The organism is Rhodoferax sp. LB1P47 (assembly GCF_056521445.1).
The window spans coordinates 132,156-152,731 of record NZ_JBWMAU010000010.1; the positions used below are offsets into that span (position 1 = coordinate 132,156).

A 20,576-nucleotide genomic window follows, 5' to 3' on the forward strand; every position below is an offset into this window, starting at 1 on the left:
TGTTCTCTGGGTCAGTGCGAAACCTTCGATGTTAAATGACGCGGGTTTACAGTCCGCCTGTCTTCTCACCATTCCAGCCGCATGCACCTCCTCCAACACACCAAAGCCTGGGCCCAGCGCATCAAACGCGATGGCGTGACGCTGTGGTTTGCGGGCAAGCACCCGCGCACGCCGTGGTACGCCAAGGCCCTGGGAGGCCTGGTAGTGGCGTATGCACTGAGCCCGATTGACCTGATTCCCGACTTCATACCTGTGCTGGGCTATGTGGACGATGTGCTGCTGCTGCCGGGCCTGATCTGGCTGGCCATCCGGCTGCTGCCGCCCGATGTGCTGGCGGAATGCCGAGGTCAAGCCGACGCGTGGTTGCTGGCCCGAAAGGCCAAGCCCCGTAGTTGGCTCGGAGCGGTGATCGTCTTGGCCGTGTGGGTGGCCCTGGGGGCGGCGGCATGGTGGTGGATGCCGTGGGGCTGACAGCGCATTTAGCGTTGCCCTAAGCCGGGGCGGGCGGGCCAGGTGCTCCTGCAAGAACCCGATGAAACGCTGCATCTTGGCCGGTGGCAAGGGGGTTTCGGTGCGCACATAGACGGGAACCGGGTAGCCCTGCCACTGGGGCAGTACACGGCGCAGACTACTACATTATTCATAGCTGCTTACGCAGATGGGCATTGCGCCAGAGACCTATTTTATTCACAAACTTCGCTGTGCCAGCAGTAGGCTCTTTGTGGCGGGCAAAGTAGCGAGGCAGCAGGTGGGGCCCCAAGTCAAGCAGCCGTCATTGCGCCATGACAGACCTATTCCATTTGCGGCGAATCACCTCTTCGAGCAAATGCTGCTTGAACGCCAGTGCCAATGGCGAGAATTTCTTACCCGCCGGGTGCACGATGTGCCAAGCGGAGGGCAAAGGAAAGCCCTCCAGATCGATCACGCTGACCCCGTGCTCTTTTTTCAGTCCATGCAGGGCATGGCGCGATACCACCCCCACACCCAGTCCACCCGCGACCGACTCCTTCACGGCTTCATTGCTGCCCAGCTCCAACCGGACATCGGGTCTGAACTTCAATGTGCGGAAATACTGGTCACTGGTCATGCGGGTGCCGGATCCTTTTTCTCGAAGAATGAAGCGGCGCTGCGCGAGTTCGTGCAAGGGTACGCGTTTGCGTGTGGCCAGTGGGTCTGCAGTGGGCGCAATCACCACAATAGGGTTGGGCATGAACACCTCGTCGCTCAAGTCCATGTCAGTCGGTGGCATGGACATGATGTAGAGGTCGTCCAGGTTCTCGCGCAAGCGGTGCACCACGCCATCGCGATTGAGAATCTGCAATGCCACATCGATACCCGGATGCTGGTTGCAAAAACTGCCAATCAGGCGCGGCATGAAGTACTTTGCGGTACTCACCACCGCCACCCGCAGCTTGCCTCGCGACAAACCCTTGACCGCATCCACGCCCTGCTCAAAGGCATCCCACGTCTGGGCAACCGAGCGTGCGGTAGTGGCCAGCTCCTTGCCCACATCCGTGAGGTAAATCTTCTTCCCCACGAGCTCGTAGAGCGGCAGACCCACCGACTGGGCAACGTCTTTGAGCTGCATGGAGGCCGTGGGCTGGGTGACATGCATGGCCTTGGCAGCCGCGCTCACGCTACCGGTATCGGCCAAAGCCAGGAACAGTCTCAGTTGCCGAAAAGTAATATTCATAGACTTTTATCTATTCTCAAACGCATATAAATCGATTTTACAAAGTAGATGCTTATTTTTAAGATGCGCACAAGGAGAACCCTTATGCAAAACTTACTCGATCCCGCAATCCTTTTCTTTGTCTTTGGTGTATTGGCCGGGGCGGTCAAGTCCAACCTCGAAATTCCACCCGCCATCTCGCGGTTTCTGTCCTTGTATCTGTTGATGGCCTTGGGTCTCAAGGGAGGGTTTGCGCTGTCCCATTCTGGGCTGACGGCCAGCGTCGGTACCAGTCTTGCAGCCGCCATTGCGCTCGCAATCATTATTCCGTTGTTGGGCTACTGGTTCCTGCGGCGATTTGTTTCCGGCTTTGATGCCGTAGCGGTTGCCGCCACATACGGGTCCGTCAGCGCAGTGACCTTTGTGACGACCGTCCAGTATTTAGAGAACCAGAATGTGCCCTATGGTGGGCACATGGCAGCAGGTATGGCGTTGATGGAGTCGCCCGCCATCATCATGGCTATCGTCTTTGCCAACCGTCTGCGCCAAAAGGCCATGCCGGTGGCGACCGAACCAGGAAGCGAATCCAGCCCCCTTGGCGGCCAACCGGCCAAGCCGGGTGTGTCTGTAGGCAAAATCCTGCACGAATCCTTCACGGATGGCGCGCAGTTGCTGTTGCTGGGAGCGATGGCCATCGGCATGGTCACGGGTGACGACGGAAAGACGGCAATGCAACCGTTCACGGGTGACCTGTTCAAAGGCATGTTGTCATTTTTCCTGCTCGACATGGGCCTCATGGCGGCGCGCAATCTGCCCCAGATTCGGGGCAAATCACCGGTGCTGATCGCCTATGCCGTGCTCGGGCCGATAGTGCATGCGGGCCTCGCACTGGGCCTGGCGCTTCTGTTGAACCTGCCCGCTGGAGACGCTGCCTTGCTCATGGTCCTTGCGGCAAGCGCATCGTATATAGCCGTGCCGGCGGTGTTGCGGTACGCGCTTCCAGAGGCCAATCCGTCGCTGTACTTCGGCCTGAGCCTTGGCGTGACTTTCCCATTGAACTTGATTTTCGGGATTCCGATCTACACGGCCCTGGCGCGGGCGCTGCTGTAGTAAATCCATCTCCCTGCTCAGGGGCTTCGCTCCTAGCCGGGGGGCACCTAAAACCACATCACGGTGGCAGCGACAGCCGCTTCACGGGGCATGCATACCAAGTTGACGAACTACTGCGCAAAGAGCCCGCTTGGGACCACCCCACAGGGACATTGATTGGGCTTTGGCGACCTTGGTTTAAAGTTAGAAACCGCGCAGACATGCGAACCCAGCACCCCGTGAAACTGCATTTCCTGCGCGCCACAGCCAAGACGCTCGCCATCTATCCCACACCTTATGCGCATCCATGACACATTGAAGACCTGGGCCCGGCGCATCAAACGCGATGGCGTGACGCTGTGGTTTGCGAGCCAACACCCCCGCACCCCGTGGTACGCCAAGGCGCTGGGCGGCTTGGTGGTGGCGTATGCGCTGAGCCCGATTGACCTGATTCCCGACTTCATCCCCGTGCTGGGCTATGTGGACGATGTGCTGCTGCTGCCGGGTCTGATCTGGTTGACCATCCGGCTGCTGCCCCCCGAGGTGCTGCTGGAGTGCCGGGACCAGGCCGACGCGTGGATGCTGGCCAGAAAAGCCAAGCCCCGCAGCTGGCTCGGGGCAGTGCTTGTCGTGGCGGTGTGGGTCGCGCTGGGGGTTGCGGCCTGGTGGTGGCTGCCGTAGCGGGCCACACCTGCCTCCTAAAATCCCCCCCATGCCTCCACGCCACCCACGCAACGCCACCGGCGACTCCTTTTTTGCCTGGGATGGCGACGTGCTGATCGTCAACATCCTGGGCAAGCCCTCGGCCTGCTGCGACGCGATTGCCAAGCCTATGGGCACGCAGCTCAAGGTCAGCGTGACCGCCACGCCCAAAAACGGCAAGGCGACGGACCACATGGTGCGTTTCCTCGCACCCTTGTTTGGCGTAGCGGTGGCGGACATCGAGGTGGTGTTTGGCCAGGAAAGCATCCACAAACAACTGCGCATCACCGCGCCGAAGAAGCTGCCTGCGGTGTTCACCGCCCCCTGAGCCGGAACTTTGCCGCCCGCCCACACTCCCATCCACCATGCTGCACCGCCTCCTCACCGCTCTACTTTTAATAGCTACTAGCGCACTCCCTATCTGCGCTAGTGCCCAAAACAGCTTAAATTCTGTCGTCACCACGCCGCAGGTCCGCGCCGAGCTGCTGGCCCACGCACCGCAGGGCATACAGCCCGGCCAGCCGGTGTGGGTGGGTTTGCAAATTGCGCACCAACCCGAGTGGCACACCTACTGGAAGAACCCCGGCGATTCGGGCCTGCCGACCAGCCTGAGCTGGACGCTGCCGCCCGGCGTGACGGCGGGCGACATCGCCTGGGGTACACCGCGCAAAATGCCGCTCGGCAACCTGGCCAACTATGGCTATAAAGACACGCTACTGCTGCCGGTGCCGCTGACCATTGCACCCGACTTCAAGCCGCCGCTCTTGGCCAACGACCTGGAAATCAAGCTGCACGCCGTCTGGCTGGTATGCCACAAGGTCTGCATTCCCGAAGAGGGCGACTTTGTGCTGAAGCTGCCGGTCAAAAGCTCCACCGGCATGCACGCCGCCGCATTTGAGGTGGCCCTGGCCGCCCAGCCCACCAACCTGAAAGCGCGCAGCAAGGTGCAGGTGCAGGGTGCGGAACTCACCGTCACCGTGGCCGACCTGCCCGCCGCGCTGCGTGGCCAAACGCTGGAGCTGTTCCCCGAAACCCCGGAAATCACCGCCCCCGCCGCCACTATCACCCAGCGCTGGGACGGCCCGGTCTGGTCCGCCACCGCACCGCTGACCGCCATGCGCAGCCAAAGCCCCACCGAGATGCCGCTGGTGCTGGCCACGGCCGATGGCCGGGGTTTTCGCACCGTGGCCGACGTGCAAGGCGAGTGGCCGCGCACCGTGGCCGCGCCCACCCTGTCGCCTGCGCTCACCGCTGCGCTGGAGGCCAATAGTGCCAAAACCGCTGCCGCGCCCAGCCTGTCGTGGGCGGCCGCCCTGCTCGGGGCGCTGCTGGGCGGGTTGATCTTGAACCTGATGCCCTGCGTGTTCCCGGTGCTGGCTATCAAACTCATGGGCTTTGCCCAGCACGCGGGCGACAAGCGGGCCCACCGTATGGACGGGCTGGCCTATACCGCCGGGGCCGTGCTGTCCTTTCTGGCGCTGGGGGGCTTGATGCTGGGTCTGCGGGCAGCGGGCGAGCAACTCGGTTGGGGCTTTCAGTTGCAGTCGCCTGCGGTGGTGGCGGGGCTGGCGGTGTTGTTTACCGTGCTGGGGCTGAATCTGGCGGGCTTGTTTGAATTTGGCCAGTTCGTGCCCAGCCGGGTGGCCAGCATGCAAGCCCGCAACCCGGCGTTGAACGCATTTTTGTCGGGCGTGCTGGCGGTGGCCGTGGCCTCGCCCTGCACCGCGCCGTTCATGGGGGCCTCGCTGGGGCTGGCGGTGGGCCTGCCGGTAGCACAGGCACTGCCGATCTTCGCGGCGATGGGCCTTGGCATGGCCCTGCCCTACCTGCTGGCCAGCCTGAGCCCGGCTCTGGCCCGGCGGCTGCCCCGGCCCGGCGCGTGGATGGGCACTTTCCGCCAGCTGATGGCGTTCCCGATGTTTGCCACCGTAGCCTGGCTGGTGTGGGTGCTGGGCCAGCAAAGCGGGATTGACGGCGCTGGCAGCCTGCTATTGCTGCTGGTGGCGGTGGCGGCGGTGCTGTGGGCGCTGGGGCTAGCCGGGCGCACGCGCTGGGTGATTGCTACACTTTCGATAGCTACTCTCGCAGGTGTAATAGGCGCTACAGGCAAAAATCTTATAAACACCCCGCCCACAGCAGGCAGCGTGGCGGCATCGGAGCGCTGGCAGCCCTGGGCACCGGGCCGCGTGGAACAGGCCCTGGCGATGGACCAGCCGGTGATGGTGGACTTCACCGCCGCCTGGTGCGTCACCTGCCAGTACAACAAGCAAACCACCCTGGCCCACCCTGCCGTGCTGGCCGATCTGGTGGCCAAAAACGTGCAGCTGCTGCGCGCCGACTGGACCCGCCGCGACCCCGCCATCACCGCCGCGCTGGGCCAGCTGGGCCGCAGCGGCGTGCCGGTGTATGTGCTGTACAAGGCAGGCAGCGCGCCGCAGGTTTTGTCAGAGGTGTTGACTGTGGCCGACTTACGGGCGGCTATTGCACGTTTGTAGGCACGGTGGACCGCATAGCAATCGGCATAATCGTGTCGAAAACTATGTCAAAACGGTTTACGCCATGTTCCTACTTCGGTTGCTGACAATCCCCCCTCGCAAAAGAGGCCCTGGTGTAGCCCACCCCGCACCACGCCATGCGTAACCACCTTCACTCCAGATCCCTCCTCAACCCGCACCGGGAACTGGATGTAGACACCCGGCTGCTGTACACCGCCTATGCCCGCCAGCCCCTGAACCTGCTGCTGACGCTGGTCACGGTGATCGTGATCCGCTGGTTGATTTGGCCGAGTTTTCCGGCCCCGGTGATGACGGCCTGGCTGCTGGCGCTGCTAGCCAGCGCGGGTGCCAGTTATGCCATCTGCAAAGCCTTTCAATATGCGCAGCCTACCGCGCGCACCCTGGCCCGCTGGCAGCACCTGCTGACGGCCCAGGCGCTGTGCAATGGTGCGTCATGGGCGGTCGGTCCCACTCTGCTGATGCTCCAGTCGCAAGGCGCTGAATTGGCGTTGTTAACCTGCATCCCCCTGGTGGCCTGCGCGGTTGCCGCCACCTCGGTGGCCGAACACCGCCCGGCCATGCAGAGCTTTCTGGTGATGGCGCTGCTGCCCCAGGTGTTGGTCTTGACACTGGGCACCCCGTACGACCCGCTCGGCCCGCTGATCGGGCTGGTGCTGTTGTTCGGGCTGGGGGCGATGGTGATGGTGGGCCGCAATACCCACCAAAGCATGCGCAATCTGCTGGCTTCCCAAGCCCAAATGCGGGCCATCATGAACGCATCGCAAGATGCCATCATTGGGCTGGACGACATGGGCCGCATCACCGACTGGAACCTGCGCGCCGAATTGATTTTTGGCCGCCCGCAAGGCGAGATGCTGGGCCTGTTTTTCGACGATACATTGATCCCCGAGCGCTTCCGGTCCGCCTACCGGGAAACCAAGGCGCAGTTTTTTGCCACGGGCAACGGCGAGCGCATGAACCAGCGCATTACCACCACCGCCTTGCGCAGCAACGGCGCAGAGTTTCCGGTGGAGGTGTCGATTTCACCCCTGAAAACCGGCCGCCATTACCACTTCATCGCCTTCGTCACCGACATTACCGAGCGCAAGCTGGCCGAGGACCGGATGGCGCTGTTCCGGCGGGTTTTCGATGCCAGCAGCCAGTGCGTGGTGATCACCGATGGCCAAGGCAAAGCGCTGTACCAAAACCAGGCCCATGCACTGGCGCTGGGCTATTCCGACGACGAAATCATGGGGCAGCCCTTCCGGAGCGCCCTGCCCCCAGACTGCGCAGAAGACTATGCCCGCAGCATCATGCAGGCCATGCTGGTCGGTCGCGACTGGGCTGGACAGCTACCGTTCCAGCGCAAAGACGGCAGCCAATTCACCTCGACCAGCAACATCGACCAGATCCGCGATGCCAACGGACGCATCCAGTACATCTTCAACATCTTCAGCGACTTCAGCCAGGAGCTGGCCCGCCGCAATGAACTGGCGCAGGCCAAAGAAGCCGCCGAGCGGGCCAACCAGGCCAAATCCGACTTTTTGTCCAGCATGAGCCACGAGCTGCGCACGCCGATGAACGCCATCCTCGGCTTTGCCCAGATGCTGGAATACGACAGCGACCTGAACCCCGACCAGCAAGACAACGTGGCCGAAATCCTCAAGGGCGGCCGCCACTTGCTGACGCTGATCAACGAAGTACTAGACCTGGCGCAAATCGAATCCGGCCACGTCAACCTGTCGCTGGAGCCGGTAGACCTGGGCCATCTGGTCGAAGACTGCCGCCAGATGGTGCAGCCCCTAGCGGATGCCCGGCAGATCCGCCTGCACCTGCACATCGCCCCCGATGCCACCGTGCGGGCCGACCGGGTGCGCTGCAAACAGGCCTTGCTGAACCTGCTCTCCAATGCCGTCAAATACAACCGGGCCGGCGGCGACATCCGCGTCGCGGTGCAGGCCACCACCCCGGCGACGCTGCGCATCAGCGTCACTGACACCGGTGCCGGCATTGCCCCGGCACGGCTAGCAGAACTGTTCCAGCCGTTCAACCGCCTGGGCGCCGAGTTTGGCAGCATCGAAGGCACCGGCATCGGCCTGACCATCACCCGCCGCCTGGTCGATCTGATGGGCGGCGAGGTGGGCGTAGACAGCCAACTGGGCGTGGGCACCACCTTCTGGATCGACCTGCCCCAAGACACCAGCGCCAGCACCATCGACCCCGCCAGCCACAGCCCCTCGCTCGCTCCCGATACCGTGGCCCAGCGCTACTGCGTGCTGTGCATTGACGACAACCCGGTCAATCTGAAGCTGGTAGCGCAGGCCATGGCGCTGCGCCCGCACATCGACCTGCTCACCGCCCACACCCCCGAACTCGGCCTTGCGCTGGCGCAGGCGCACCGGCCCGACCTGGTCTTGCTCGACATCAACATGCCCGGCATGGACGGCTACCAGGTGCTGCGCGTGCTGCAAGCCGATGCCCGCTTGCAGGCCATTCCCGCCATCGCCATCAGCGCCAACGCCATGCCCCGCGACCTGGCGCGCGGCATGGCCGCCGGGTTTGCCGACTACCTGACCAAACCCTTGGACATAGGCCCGTTTTTGCTGGCCGTAGACCGCTGCCTGGCAAGCCGCATACCGGAAGACGCCCCATGACCCCTGAACCGATGGACCAGGCCCGCATCCTGGTGGTAGACGACGAGCCCGTCAACCTCAAGCTGCTGGACAAACTACTTACCGGCCAGGGCTACCGCCCCCCGGTGCTGGTGCAAGACCCGCGCGAGGTACTGGAGCGCTACCAGCAAACCCGCCCGGACCTGATCCTGCTCGACATCAACATGCCGCACCTGGACGGCTACCAGGTGATGGCCCAGCTCCAGGCGCTGAACGACCCGCTGCTGCCGCCCATCGTCATCCTGACCGCCCAACTGGGCCGGGAGTACCTGGTCAAGGCCCTGGCCGCCGGTGCCCGCGACTTTGTCGGCAAGCCGTTTGACCGGGTCGAGCTGCTGATGCGGGTGCGCAACCTGCTCGACGCCCACCGCGCCCACCGCCTGCTGCACGACCAAAAAGCCGTGCTGGAAGACATGGTCCGCGCCCGCACCGAAGACCTGCACCGCACCCGCCTGCAAGTGGTGCACCGGCTGGGCCGGGCGGCCGAATACCGCGACAACGAAACCGGCCTGCACACCATCCGCATGAGCCATTACGCCGCCCGGCTGGCCCTCAGCATGGGCTGGAGCCCCGCCGACTGCGAGCTGCTGCTGCACGCCAGCCCGATGCACGATGTCGGCAAGATCGGCATCCCCGATGCGATTTTGCTGAAACCCGGCAAGTTCGAGCCCGGTGAGTGGGAAACCATGCAAACCCATGCCGCCATTGGCGCGCACATCCTGGACGACGGCGACTCGGACCTGCTGCAACTGGCCAGCACCATCGCCCGCAGCCACCACGAAAAGTGGGACGGCAGCGGCTACCCGCAGGGCTTGGCTGGCGACGCGATACCGCTGGCGGGCCGCATCGTGGCGGTGGCCGATGTGTTTGACGCACTCACCTCGGTACGGCCCTACAAAAAAGCCTGGTCCGTAGAAGAAGCCGTGCGCTGGATCCACGACAACGCAGGCACGCATTTCGACCCCGTGGTCGCCGCCCATTTTGAACAGTGCCTGCCCGACCTACTCGCCATCCGCGAGCGCTTTAAAGAACCCAGCTAACTTTCGGCAATCGCCAGCACTCCCTAGAAATAGAAACCATGCAAATCCAGAACCGCGAAGTCGATATTTCCACCCCCACCGGGACCATGCGGTGCTACCTGTACCAGCCCCTCGCTACGCCCGCCACGGCGGCTAAAAAAGTTCCGGCCATCCTGCTCTACTCCGAGATTTTTCAGCAAACCGGCCCGATCCGCCGCAGCGCCCAAACCCTGGCCGGGCACGGCTTTATCGTGCTGGTGCCCGAGGTGTTCCACGAGTTGAATCCCATCGGCACCGTACTCGGCTACGACGACGCGGGCCGCGACAAAGGCAATGCCGACAAAGTCGCCAAGCCGCTGGAAGCGCACGACAGCGACACCCAGGCCATGGTCGATTACCTGCACGGCCTGGACGGCTGCTCGGGCCAGATCGGCGCTATGGGCTTCTGCCTGGGCGGCGGTTTGGCGTACCGCGCGGCGCTCCACCCGGCCATTGCCGCCACATCGTGCTTTTATGCCACCGACATCCACTCGGGGCTGGTCCCCTCGCAGCCGGGCAACGACAGCCTGGCCCGCACCGGCGAAATCCAGGGTGAACTGCAAATGGTCTGGGGCAAGCAAGACCCCCACATCCCCGCCGAAGGCCGCGCCGTGGTGTACAAAAAACTCAGCGACACCGCCGTCAACTTCACCTGGCACGAGTTCAACGGCGTGCACGCCTTCATGCGCGACGAGGGCGAGCGTTATGACGCGGAATTGCAGATGCTGGGCTACCAGCTGGCGATTGGGATGTTTCGGCGGGCGCTGTATTGATTCAGCATAAAAACAGGCTCTAGCGCATATAGCACCTGCGCAAGCAGCTATATAAAGTGTAGCGCACTATGGACCTGGGCGGGGCTTGCATTACAGCGACCTCAAAAAGGCCAGCAACGCCTGGCGATCGGCAGTGGGGAGCGCGACGAAACGGTTGCGCGATGCCAGGGCTTCGCCGCCGTGCCACACCACCGCTTCGGTCAGCTTCAGCGACCGTGCGGCGACGTTCTTGCCGAGGGGAGCCAGCACGCCGTTGGCATCGGGGAGGATTTCGGTGTAGCCGGGGTAGTTGTCGAGCACCACGCTGCAACCGTCGTTGGCCCCGATGATTCCGCTGTACCCGCTGCTGGGCTTGAGCAGCGTGCCATTGGCGGGCTTGGGCACCACCGGGCAGGCGGCCACATCGCCAAAACCCGCCGTGTACGTGGCGTCGTCCAGCAGATCGCCGGGACTCATCCAGCCGTAGCCGGTCACCCCGGTGGAGTCGAAGCGGCGAAAGAACGAGTGGCCACCGCCCTTCTGCGCCTGCTGGAAATACTGGTTGACGACCAGCCGGGGCTTGGTCACGCCCGCCACATGGCTGTTGTCGATGAACTCGGTGCCCCAGGTGCGGTTTTTGAAGTAGTTGGGCACGAAGCTCAGGTAGTTGCCGGGCCCTTTGTCCACCGGGTTGCCTGCGGCATCGACCGTGGCATTGGTGCCGTAGCCGATCTCGTTCCATTCCTCGCCGCGCTCGCGGGCATGGCGGCCCCGCCCAACCAGGCCGAAGCGGGTCACCAGCGTGCCGTCGGGCAAGGCAAATTGCACCGACTCCAGCGGCTCTTGCGCCACGGGCAGCATCGGCACGTAGGCCATGCCATTGGCAACGATAGGCAGCGCGGCAACCGTGCGCGCCTGTATCGAGTTGTCGGTGCCCGGGGTCTTGAATGCCACTTCAAACAGCGAATACGCATACTGCGTGCCGCGCGTAACACCTTGCAGGCGGAGGTATCGGGCATCAACACCCAGGTTGTAGAGCTCCTCGGTGCCGCCCGTACCCGCCGTCACCCTGCGCACATCCACCCAGGCCACGCCGTCATCGGAGGTCTGCACCGTGTACGCCTTGGCGTAGGCGGCCTCCCAGACCAGCTGCAGGTAGCCGATCTGTGTTTTTTGGCCAAAGTCGAACTGGATCCAGGCGCTGTCGGCGTTGTTACCGGCCCAGCGCGTGCTCAGATCGCCGTCCACGGCATGCGCCGCAGGGTGGTTGCCATCCGATCCAGACGCAGTAACCAGCACCGCTTTGGCGGCCTTGCCCGGGTTGCTCATATCCACCGGCCGGGCCGGAATGGTGGCGGACCCGGACTCTGCGCCAGACGGCACCAGACCCAGATCCACCGCCGCAGGAGGGGCCGCGTCAAAGCCGACTTCCAGGAGCGGATTGTGGTTGGCAACCGGCGCAGCACTGCCGCCACCGCTGCCACCACCACAGGCAGCCAGACACAGAACCGCACTGAGCATCAGCCCCCCAGCGGTATAAGAAATAGGCCGAGCGCGGTATTGCGCCACCGCCAAGGTTTGCGGATCCATAAAATTTCCTATGCGGGCTGGGCCCCATACAGCCCGGCATTACAACAATTTCCAAAAACGACCAGCGCACCCACAAGGAAATAGCCGCTCGTAAAGATACATTTTGTTTCAATAAAAATGTATCTGAATGCCACTAATACAACAAGCCACACCAGCCGACGCAGCGGTGAGCGCAGCATCCAGTACAGGATGAGATGGAGTGAATTGCTCCTTTTTTAGAAGCAAAAAATAGATGCCACCAAATGGGAATCCTCCCATTTCAGAGTAAAAATGCGGTCGCTATTTTTGGCCAAAACCAGCTGGATTCGGTGTTGCAATCGTGCTGAAGTCGAACTTTCCCGCACAAAAACACCCAGAAATCTCTAAAAATTTCCCAGATGCTAGCCATGCAAAAACTAAAAAGCTCATTGCGTGAGCCATAGGTGCATTCGCAGTGGGTGAGTCCGGGCATGGAGCCAACCGAGTCCACGCGTGCTTCAAGGGTAGGATGGTTCGTCGCAACTCCACACCAAGGAACTGTATGTCCATGCCCCGCATCCTCACCCGCAGCCCCCGTGTCACTTTGGTGATTCTGGCTACGCTACTGACCGCTTGCGCCACCCCGCCCAGCGGCCCGTCGGCCACCGCGCAGCTGACTGCCACCAGCGGCAACACGGTCAGCGGCAGCCTCCAGTTTACCCAGCTCCCCGGCCGCGTGCGGATAAGCGGCGAAGTGCGCGGCCTGCGGCCCAACACCGTGCATGGCTTCCATATCCACGAAAAGGGCGACTGCTCCAGCGGCGACGGCATGTCCACCGGCGGCCACTTCAACCCCGACGGCCATGCCCACGGAGCCGCCACCGGGGCCATGCACCACGCGGGTGACCTGCCCAGCTTGCAGGCCGACGCATCGGGCACGGCACAGTTCCGCTACGAAACCGCCGAGCTGACCGTGGGCAGCGGCCCGCACGACGTGGTCGGCCACGGCCTGATCGTGCACAAGGACGCAGACGACTTCACCACCCAACCCACCGGCAACTCGGGTGCCCGGCTGGCCTGTGCCGTGATCACCCGGAATTAGCCCACCCCCTGCGCCCGTGTTCTGCCGCTTCGCCGAAAATCCTCCTCATTTCGGACAAGCGAGCATGCTGAACCTGACCTCTATCCAAGCCGCCATCGTCGATCTGGACGGCACCATGGTCGATACCCTGGGCGACTTTGCGGCCGCCCTGAACGGCATGCTGGCCGAGCTGGGCCTGCCCGGTATTGCCCCCAGCGCCATCGAGCCGATGATTGGCAAGGGCTCTGAAAACCTCATAAGCGCAGTACTAAAACATGCTCTAGCGCATATGCCACCTGCGCAAGCAGCTATAAATGATGTAGCATTTTTCGACCGCGCGTTGGCGGCTTACCAGCAGCACTACCAGGCCATCAACGGCCAGTTCTCGCAGGTCTACCCCGGGGTACTGGAGGGCTTGCAGGCGATGCAGCAGCGCGGCTGGAAACTGGCCTGCGTGACCAACAAACCCGTCGCCCTGGCCGTGCCGCTGCTACAGGCCAAGGGCCTGGACGGCTTCTTCAGCCAGGTGTTTGGTGGCGATTCGTTTGAGCGCAAAAAGCCCGATCCGCTGCCGCTGCTGAAAACCTGCGAAGCCCTGGGCACCCTGCCCGCCCATACGCTGATGCTGGGCGACTCCAGCAACGATGCCCAGGCGGCACGGGCAGCAGGCTGCCCGGTGCTGCTAATGACCTATGGCTACAACCACGGCGAACCGGTGTCGGCGGTGGATGCCGACGGGCTGCTGGATTCGCTGGCGGACTTTGCGCGGGCTTAGGCGGCTGTAGGCTGGCGCGCCAGCAGTTCGTCTATCGGCGCGGGTTTGTGCAGCAGAAAACCCTGCACAAAATCCACCCCGATCTCGCGCAAACGCGCCAGCACGGCCGGATGCTCCACACACTCGGCCACGGTTTTTACGCCGACCACCCGCGCCACATCCACAAAGCAGCGCACGGCCGCATCGTCCAGCGGGTCGTCCACCACGTCACGGATAAATTGGCCGTCGATTTTTAAATAGTCCACGGGCAAGGTCTTCAGGTAGCCGAACGATGAGGCTCCGGCACCAAAGTCGTCTAGCGCGACGCGCACGCCCACGGCCCGGATCTGCGCAATAAACAGCGCCGCATCGGCCAGGTTGGTCACCGCCGAGGTTTCGGTCACCTCGAAGCACAGCCGGGCACAAATCGCCGGGCCTGCGGCGGTCAGCATCTCCAGCGCCCAACGGTGGAAGGCCCGGTCCCCGACCGACTGGCCCGACAGGTTGATGCTGAGGTTGTTGACCATCTCGACCGACGGCAAGGCCTGCATCCAGCTGATGGCCCGTTTGAACACCCAGCGGTCGATACGTGATGCCAGGTGAAAGCGCTCTGCCGCAGGCAAAAAAGCACCGGGCGAGACCAGGCTGCCATCGGCATCCCGCATTCTGAGCAGCACCTCGGCATGCACCCCAGGCGGCGCACTGCGCAAAGACGCGATCCGCTGGGCGTACAAGACAAAGCGGTCCTCGTCCAGGGCGTGCTCGATGCGCGTGGTCCATTGCATTTCGCCGTGCCGCGCGCGCATCGCAATATCGCTGTCAAACCAGGTGTGCACCCGGTTGCGCCCGGCATCCTTGGCGGCGTAGCAAGCGGTGTCAGCGGCCTGCTGGAGCGCCTCGATCGAGGTCCAGCGGCCGTCCACCGGCACCAGGCCGATGCTGGCACCGATCCGAAACCGCCGACCATCGTGGACAAACCGGAAGTCGTCCATCCGGTCGCAGATCTGCTGCGCAACACGCTGTGCCTTATCCGCCGTGCAGTGTTCCAGAATGATGCCGAATTCATCGCCCCCCAGCCGCGCCAGGGTGTCGCGGTCGCGCACCGAGGTAGCCAACAGCTTGGCGACTTGTTGCAGCAGTTGGTCGCCCACCGCGTGGCCGCAAGCGTCATTGACCAGCTTGAACTGGTCCAGGTCGATACACAGCAGCGCGTGCTCGGCACGCTCCTCGTGCACCCGGCGCAATGCCAGGCCAAGTCGGCTCTCAAACTCGGACCGGTTCACCAAGCCGGTGAGCGCATCGTGGGAGGCGCGGTAGCTCATTTCGCCCGACAGGCGGCGCTGCTCGGTCACATCGTGGAACACCAGCACCGCCCCCAGCACCTCGCCCTGGGCATTGCGAATCGGCGCAGCAGAGTCTTCAATGCCAAACTCGCCGCCACCCCGAGAAATCAGCAAGGTCTGGTTGGGCAGGCTGGCAACACCGCCTTTCTGGAGGCACACGGCCACCGGATTTTCGGCAATGGCGCGGGTTTCCTGGTGCACGATATGCAGCACCTGCTCCAGCGGCAGCCCCAGCGCCTCGGCATTGGGCCAGCCGGTCAGGGTTTCGGCCACCGGATTGAGCCAAACCACCTGGCCCTGGGCATCGGTGGTGATGACGGCATCGCCAATCGACTGCAAGGTGACCCGCAACAGCTCATGCTGCTCGGCCAGTTGCGCCGCCAAGCGGTGGGATTCGGTGATGTCGCGGTTGGTGCCGAACATACGCACGGCCTGCCCGTCCGCAGCGCGCTTGACGATCCCGGTGGACCGCAGATGGTGGACGCTGCCATCGGGCCAGACCACCCGAAACTCGGTGTTCAGCGGTGGGCCACCCGCTGCTGCAATCTGCACCGCCTGCGCGGCCCCCGCCATATCCTCGGGGTGCACATACTGCGCCCACAGGGCATAGCTGTCCATATCCTCGTGCACCTCGAGGCCGTACAAACGGTGCATCCAGGCATCGCATTGCAGCGCCCCACTGGCCACATCCCATTCCCAGATGCCAATACCGCCACTGTCGGTCGCCAGCGCCTTGCGTTCGTTCGATTCTTGCAAGGCCCGGCGCTCATCCATCAGCGCCTGCTCGAAGCGGTAGCGCAGCGTCACGTCCTCCATCGCAGCCATGCTGCGCAGCGGCTGGCCATCCGGGCCGCGCTCCAGAATGCCCGACAGCAGCACGTCGATCACCGCGCCACTTTTGGTCAGCATCTGGTGGGCGATGTCGTCACAGCGCCCCTGCGCAAAAAAAGCGGGCATCACGGTGTTGCGGGCATACGCACGCGATGCGGGGGTCAAAAAATCAGAGGACAACTGGCCGAGCACCTCGTCCCGGGTGTAGCCCATCTTGGACAGCCAGGTATCGCTCACGGTCAGCAAGCGCCCTTGCGCGTCGATGGAGTGCAGCATGGTGGGCGTGGTTTGGTACAGGTGGCGCAGCCGGTCTTCGCTTTGCTGCAATGCCTGTGTGGTGTGGTGCGCGATCTGCATCGCCTGGCGACCTTCGAGGACTTTGGCCACAGCCTGCGCCAGCAAGCCCAGAATCTGGTGCTGGGTAGCATCCAGCTGGCGCGGCTGGCGGTCAATGACGCACAGCGTGCCCACGCGCATACCGTTGCCCATGTGGATGGGCATACCCGCATAAAACCGGATATCGGGCGGCCCCTGTACCAGCGGATTGTCAAAAAACCGGACATCCAGCGTGGCGTCGGGCACTTCAAACAAGGTGTCGCCCAGAATCGCATGGGCGCAAAACGCCATGTCACGCGGTGTCTGCGTAGTGCCAGGTAAGCCTACCTGGGCCTTGAACCATTGGCGCTGCACATCCACCAGGCTGATCAGGGAAATGGGTACGCCGCAGACCATCGAAGCCACCTGCACCAGGGCATTGAACTCTGCCTCTGGCGCGCTATCGAGCACGTTCAAAGCTAGCAGCGTCTCAAGGCGTTGTGCCTCGTCGTCAGCGTGGGGGGCTGGCTGCATGGTCTCGTTCCTTTACAAACAGGCGCACCGCCTTCTCGCAAGATTATGAAACGCATTGCCCTGCCCGAAAACAGGAAACACCCGGGGTGTTAAGGTCGATAAGGGCGTGTAAATCAGGCCTTCAGCTTGAGCAAATACATCATCGCCGCAGCGGTGGTCCGGTCCAGCTCCATGAAGCTGCGCAAATCCTCCCCCACCAGCCACGCCGCCTCCCAGCGCTTGGCTTTCAGGGTTTGCAGCCAGCTGGCATGCGTGGTGGCGCGGTGTACGCCGTCGACCAGCTCCGCAACACGCGCCGGGGCCACTCCGTTACCCACCAGCAGGCCGCGCCAGTTGGACATGACAGCATCCACCCCCTGCTCGCGGATAGAGGGAATGCCAAACGAAGTTTTGCGCGCCGACACGCCAATCGCCCGCAACTTGCCGCCCACCAGCAGATCGGCAAATTCGCTGTAGCCCGAAATGCCCGCCACGGCTTTGCCCGACAGCACGGCATCGGCCACCTGCACACCACCGGCAAACGGCTGGTAGACCAGATCGCTCACCTGGGCCCTGGCCGCACGGGCAAACAGACCGGCAAAAATATGGTCGATACCGCCCGCAGAGCCACCCGCCAAAGGCACGCTTTTGAGGTCCTTGCGCACCAGCGTCACCAGATCGGCCACAGAAAGAATCGGGGAATCGGCCCTGACCACCATCACCAGGTAGTCGCTGGTCAGGCGGGCCAGGGGCTGCACCTGGCTCAGGTCTACTGCGGGCCGCTGCAAAGCCACCGCGCCGACCATCACCGTGCCGCCCACCAACAGGGCGTTGGGGTCCTGGCTGTAGTGCTGCACATACGCGGCCAGGCCCAAGGTGCCGCCTTTGCCGCCGATATTTTCAAAATCCACCTGCTCACACACCCCGGCGGCCAGCATGGAGGCCCCCAAGGCCCGGCCGGTCTGGTCCCAACCACCACCCTCATTGGCCGGGATGACGATGCGCAAACGGGTCGCCAGCGGCTTGGCAGTCATTTTTTTCACCGAGGCTACGCTCTGGGCGTGCAGCACGGGCGAAAGCCCCGTGAGCACACCGCCCAAGCAAGTTAGAAGACCGCGACGACCCAGCTGCTTAGTGTGCATAGTGACTTTCGGTTGAAAACCAAAATTGTATGCAGCACTGTTTCACATGGCGGTGAAATCCGGGCGGCGGTTTTCCATGAACGCGGTGAGCGCTTCTTTGGCAGCGGGCTCGCCCAGCATGCGGCTGAAGTGCACGATTTCTTCGGCGATACGCGCAGCCACCGGGGCGGCTTGCTCTTGCTTCATCAGGCGCTTGCTGGTCACCAGCGCGCCCATCGGCTTGGCCGCCAGGCGCTGCGCCTGGCGGTGCGCCAAGGCATGCACCTCGGCGGGTGGCACGATGCGGTTGATCAGGCCCACTTCCAGCGCCGTCTCTGCGCTGAACGGGTCGCCCAGCAGCAGCGCCTCGGCCGCCCGCTGGTGGCCCATCAGGCGCGGCAACAGGTAGCTGGAACCGGCTTCGGGACACAGGCCCAGGTTGACAAAGGGCAGCGAGAACGCCGCGTTGTCGCCCGCATACACCAGATCGCAATGCAGCAGCAGCGTGGTGCCCACGCCCACCGCCGCGCCGCACACCGCCGCAATCAACGGCTTGGGGAAGCTGCTGATGACGCGCAGGAAGCGGACCACCGGTGATTCGGCCAGAGCGTCAGGGTTTGGCGCAGCCTTCAAAAAGTCGCCAATGTCATTGCCCGCCGAAAAGATGGTCTCGTGCCCCTGGACCACCGCCACCCGCACCAAAGGGTCGGCAGCTGCCGCCTCCAGCGCGTCGGAGATGGCGGCGTACATGGCCGAGGTGAGGGAGTTCTTCTTGGCCACGCGGTTCAGCGTGATGGTCAGGATGCCGTCTTCGGTGTGGGTCAGGATGTCGGTCATATTAGGTTCCCCCCCAGGCTGCGCGCACTGCGTGTCGCTCCTCCAACCCCCTACAGGGGGCGACACCAGTGGCCCGGCAAAGCCGGGGCCAGCTATCTCTGGAATGGATGCGTTCAGCCCGCAAGCCGGGGTTAAGTAGTTACAAAAAACGGGGAGCTTAAACCCGTTCAAAAATGCCGGCTGCGCCCTGGCCCATGCCGACGCACATGGTCACCATGCCGTACTTCAAATTGTTGCGGCGCAGCGCGTGGATGACGGTGGCGGCGCGGATGGCACCGGTGGCACCCAGCGGGTGGCCGAGGGCAATCGCGCCGCCCATCGGGTTGACCTTGGCCGGGTCCAGCCCCAGGGTTTGCATCACGGCCAGCGACTGGGCGGCGAAGGCTTCGTTCAGCTCGAACCAGTCGATGTCTTGGTGCTTCAAACCGGCGTAGCGCAGCGCAGCGGGAATCGCCTCGATCGGGCCAATGCCCATGATGTGCGGCGGCACGCCCTTGCTGGCAAAGCTGACGAAACGGGCCAGCGGGGTCAGGCCAAAGCGTTTGATGGCCGACTCGCTGGCCAGGATCAACGCGCCTGCGCCGTCCGAGGTTTGCGAGCTATTGCCTGCGGTGACCGAGCCACGTGCCGAGAACACCGTTTTCAGCTTGCCCAGGCCTTCGACCGTGGTTTCGGGGCGTACGCCTTCGTCCAGGTTGATGGTGCGCTGGTTAATGCTGACCTTGCCCGTGTCCAGATCGACACTGCGGTCGTCCACGGTGATGGGGGTGATCTCGTCGCTGAAATAACCCGCTTGCATGGCCGCCAGCGCCTTCATGTGCGAGGCGTAGGCAAACTCGTCTTGCGCGCTGCGGCTGATCTTCCACTGCTGCGCCACCTTCTCGGCCGTAAGGCCCATACCGTAGGCAATGCCGTAGTTGTCCACGTCGTCGGTGTTGGTGAAGATGTTGGGCGACAGGCTGGGGCCGTTGCCCATCATCGGCACCATGCTCATGCTTTCCACGCCAGCGGCAAACATCACGTCGGCCTCGCCCACGCGGATGCGGTCGGCGGCCATCTGCACCGCGCTGATACCGGATGCGCAGAAGCGGTTGACGGTGATGCCGCCCACCGAGTTCGGCAGCCCGGCCAGCACCGCGCCGATGCGCGCTACGTTCAGGCCCTGCTGGGCTTCGGGGATGGCGCAGCCGCAGATCACGTCTTCGATGGTGGCCGGGTCCAGGCCCGGCACCTGGGCCAGCGCGGCACGCAGCGTGGTGGCCAGCAGCTCGTCGGGCCGGGTGTTGCGCAGATAGCCTTTGTGCGAACGGCCGATGGGGGTGCGGGTGGCGGCGACGATGTAGGCGTCTTGGATTTGCTTCATGGAGGGCTCCTTGTGGTTTTACTCCTTCCCCCTTCGGGGGAAGGTTGGGATGGGGGCAGGGCTTTGGCGGCAGTCAACGCATCCAAAATCACCACCAACACCCCATCAAGATTAGAAAAAGGCGCGTCGGTCGCAAAGCGCAGCACGGTAAAGCCCAGGCTGCGAAAAAACACCTCACGGCGCGCGTCATATGCGGCTTGGTCGGCATGCTGAGAGCCGTCGAGTTCGACCACCAATTTGGAGGCCAAACACGCAAAGTCGGCAATGTAATTGCCCAGCGGATGCTGGCGGCGAAACTTCACACCCAACTGCTCCATGCGCAAACGCGACCACAACCGCCGCTCGGAATCGGTCATTCCCGCCCGAAGCAAGCGGGCATGTGTGTTGGCGGCAGGTGTGGCGTGGTTGTGCATGGTGCAGGCCCCCATCC

17 protein-coding genes are annotated in these 20,576 nt (G+C 63.4%); 10 read left to right on the forward strand and 7 right to left on the reverse strand.

Annotated features, from left to right (window positions below):
• Positions 1-81 precede the first annotated feature (81 nt).
• Positions 82-471: a YkvA family protein gene (locus tag AC0969_RS12945; protein ID WP_479624551.1), complete on the forward strand. Its 390-nt coding sequence runs from the start codon at positions 82-84 to the stop codon at positions 469-471.
• Positions 472-772: 301 nt separating this feature from the next.
• On the opposite strand, the gene AC0969_RS12950 is transcribed toward AC0969_RS12945, so the two are convergent.
• On the reverse strand, positions 773-1,693 hold the full coding sequence (locus AC0969_RS12950; RefSeq protein ID WP_479624552.1) for a LysR family transcriptional regulator: 921 nt from the start codon (positions 1,691-1,693) through the stop codon (positions 773-775).
• 84 nt (positions 1,694-1,777) lie between these two features.
• Between AC0969_RS12950 and AC0969_RS12955 the strand changes: the two genes are divergently transcribed.
• The 7 genes from AC0969_RS12955 to AC0969_RS12985 all read left to right on the forward strand — a co-directional run bounded on the left by AC0969_RS12955 (position 1,778) and on the right by AC0969_RS12985 (position 10,461).
• Positions 1,778-2,782, forward strand: coding sequence for a sodium-dependent bicarbonate transport family permease (locus tag AC0969_RS12955; RefSeq protein ID WP_479624553.1), 1,005 nt, complete (start codon positions 1,778-1,780; stop codon positions 2,780-2,782).
• A 276-nt stretch (positions 2,783-3,058) separates the two neighbouring features.
• The gene (locus tag AC0969_RS12960) at positions 3,059-3,442 is read left to right on the forward strand and encodes a YkvA family protein (protein ID WP_479624554.1); all 384 of its coding nucleotides are present in this window, start codon (positions 3,059-3,061) and stop codon (positions 3,440-3,442) included.
• A 31-nt stretch (positions 3,443-3,473) separates the two neighbouring features.
• Complete coding sequence (locus tag AC0969_RS12965; protein ID WP_479624555.1) at positions 3,474-3,791, forward strand: DUF167 domain-containing protein; 318 nt, start codon at positions 3,474-3,476, stop codon at positions 3,789-3,791.
• A gap of 37 nt (positions 3,792-3,828) precedes the next feature.
• Entirely contained in the window at positions 3,829-5,958 is a 2,130-nt protein-coding gene (locus AC0969_RS12970) for a protein-disulfide reductase DsbD family protein (RefSeq protein ID WP_479624556.1), read from the forward strand.
• A 137-nt stretch (positions 5,959-6,095) separates the two neighbouring features.
• Positions 6,096-8,612: a PAS domain S-box protein gene (locus AC0969_RS12975; protein ID WP_479624557.1), complete on the forward strand. Its 2,517-nt coding sequence runs from the start codon at positions 6,096-6,098 to the stop codon at positions 8,610-8,612.
• Positions 8,609-9,670 (forward strand): HD domain-containing phosphohydrolase, encoded by a 1,062-nt coding sequence (locus tag AC0969_RS12980; protein ID WP_479624558.1) that lies wholly within the window; start codon positions 8,609-8,611, stop codon positions 9,668-9,670. The genes AC0969_RS12975 and AC0969_RS12980 overlap by 4 nt, the downstream gene beginning before the upstream one ends.
• Before the next feature lie 38 nt (positions 9,671-9,708).
• On the forward strand, positions 9,709-10,461 hold the full coding sequence (locus AC0969_RS12985; RefSeq protein WP_479624559.1) for a dienelactone hydrolase family protein: 753 nt from the start codon (positions 9,709-9,711) through the stop codon (positions 10,459-10,461).
• A 90-nt stretch (positions 10,462-10,551) separates the two neighbouring features.
• On the opposite strand, the gene AC0969_RS12990 is transcribed toward AC0969_RS12985, so the two are convergent.
• Entirely contained in the window at positions 10,552-12,030 is a 1,479-nt protein-coding gene (locus AC0969_RS12990; RefSeq protein ID WP_479624560.1) for a discoidin domain-containing protein, read from the reverse strand.
• 520 nt (positions 12,031-12,550) lie between these two features.
• Here AC0969_RS12990 and AC0969_RS12995 point away from each other — a divergent pair.
• On the forward strand, positions 12,551-13,090 hold the full coding sequence (locus AC0969_RS12995; protein ID WP_479624561.1) for a superoxide dismutase family protein: 540 nt from the start codon (positions 12,551-12,553) through the stop codon (positions 13,088-13,090).
• Positions 13,091-13,154: 64 nt separating this feature from the next.
• Entirely contained in the window at positions 13,155-13,844 is a 690-nt protein-coding gene (locus AC0969_RS13000) for a phosphoglycolate phosphatase (protein WP_479624562.1), read from the forward strand.
• On the opposite strand, the gene AC0969_RS13005 is transcribed toward AC0969_RS13000, so the two are convergent.
• From AC0969_RS13005 to AC0969_RS13025, 5 genes are all read right to left on the reverse strand, one after another.
• A complete protein-coding gene (locus AC0969_RS13005) occupies positions 13,841-16,846 on the reverse strand; it encodes an EAL domain-containing protein (protein ID WP_479624563.1) in 3,006 nt (1,001 codons plus the stop codon). The two genes, AC0969_RS13000 and AC0969_RS13005, sit on opposite strands and share 4 nt — an antisense overlap.
• Before the next feature lie 113 nt (positions 16,847-16,959).
• Positions 16,960-17,967: a Bug family tripartite tricarboxylate transporter substrate binding protein gene (locus AC0969_RS13010; protein WP_479624564.1), complete on the reverse strand. Its 1,008-nt coding sequence runs from the start codon at positions 17,965-17,967 to the stop codon at positions 16,960-16,962.
• 42 nt (positions 17,968-18,009) lie between these two features.
• Positions 18,010-18,783 (reverse strand): enoyl-CoA hydratase, encoded by a 774-nt coding sequence (locus tag AC0969_RS13015; protein WP_479624565.1) that lies wholly within the window; start codon positions 18,781-18,783, stop codon positions 18,010-18,012.
• A 157-nt stretch (positions 18,784-18,940) separates the two neighbouring features.
• Complete coding sequence (locus AC0969_RS13020; protein ID WP_479624566.1) at positions 18,941-20,146, reverse strand: acetyl-CoA C-acyltransferase; 1,206 nt, start codon at positions 20,144-20,146, stop codon at positions 18,941-18,943.
• Entirely contained in the window at positions 20,143-20,559 is a 417-nt protein-coding gene (locus AC0969_RS13025) for an endonuclease domain-containing protein (RefSeq protein WP_479624567.1), read from the reverse strand. Before AC0969_RS13025 ends, AC0969_RS13020 begins: the two co-directional genes overlap by 4 nt.
• Positions 20,560-20,576: the final 17 nt, after the last annotated feature.

Coding starts and splice junctions, on each gene's coding strand:
- AC0969_RS13000 (WP_479624562.1), top strand. CDS start 13,155: ATGCTGAACCTGACCTCTATCCAAGCCGCCATCGTCGATCTGGACGGC.
- AC0969_RS13025 (WP_479624567.1), bottom strand. CDS start 20,559: ATGCACAACCACGCCACACCTGCCGCCAACACACATGCCCGCTTGCTT.
- AC0969_RS13005 (WP_479624563.1), bottom strand. CDS start 16,846: ATGCAGCCAGCCCCCCACGCTGACGACGAGGCACAACGCCTTGAGACG.
- AC0969_RS13015 (WP_479624565.1), bottom strand. CDS start 18,783: ATGACCGACATCCTGACCCACACCGAAGACGGCATCCTGACCATCACG.
- AC0969_RS12970 (WP_479624556.1), top strand. CDS start 3,829: ATGCTGCACCGCCTCCTCACCGCTCTACTTTTAATAGCTACTAGCGCA.
- AC0969_RS12995 (WP_479624561.1), top strand. CDS start 12,551: ATGTCCATGCCCCGCATCCTCACCCGCAGCCCCCGTGTCACTTTGGTG.
- AC0969_RS12945 (WP_479624551.1), top strand. CDS start 82: ATGCACCTCCTCCAACACACCAAAGCCTGGGCCCAGCGCATCAAACGC.
- AC0969_RS13020 (WP_479624566.1), bottom strand. CDS start 20,146: ATGAAGCAAATCCAAGACGCCTACATCGTCGCCGCCACCCGCACCCCC.
- AC0969_RS12950 (WP_479624552.1), bottom strand. CDS start 1,693: ATGAATATTACTTTTCGGCAACTGAGACTGTTCCTGGCTTTGGCCGAT.
- AC0969_RS12965 (WP_479624555.1), top strand. CDS start 3,474: ATGCCTCCACGCCACCCACGCAACGCCACCGGCGACTCCTTTTTTGCC.
- AC0969_RS12980 (WP_479624558.1), top strand. CDS start 8,609: ATGACCCCTGAACCGATGGACCAGGCCCGCATCCTGGTGGTAGACGAC.
- AC0969_RS13010 (WP_479624564.1), bottom strand. CDS start 17,967: ATGCACACTAAGCAGCTGGGTCGTCGCGGTCTTCTAACTTGCTTGGGC.
- AC0969_RS12955 (WP_479624553.1), top strand. CDS start 1,778: ATGCAAAACTTACTCGATCCCGCAATCCTTTTCTTTGTCTTTGGTGTA.
- AC0969_RS12960 (WP_479624554.1), top strand. CDS start 3,059: ATGCGCATCCATGACACATTGAAGACCTGGGCCCGGCGCATCAAACGC.
- AC0969_RS12975 (WP_479624557.1), top strand. CDS start 6,096: ATGCGTAACCACCTTCACTCCAGATCCCTCCTCAACCCGCACCGGGAA.
- AC0969_RS12985 (WP_479624559.1), top strand. CDS start 9,709: ATGCAAATCCAGAACCGCGAAGTCGATATTTCCACCCCCACCGGGACC.
- AC0969_RS12990 (WP_479624560.1), bottom strand. CDS start 12,030: ATGGATCCGCAAACCTTGGCGGTGGCGCAATACCGCGCTCGGCCTATT.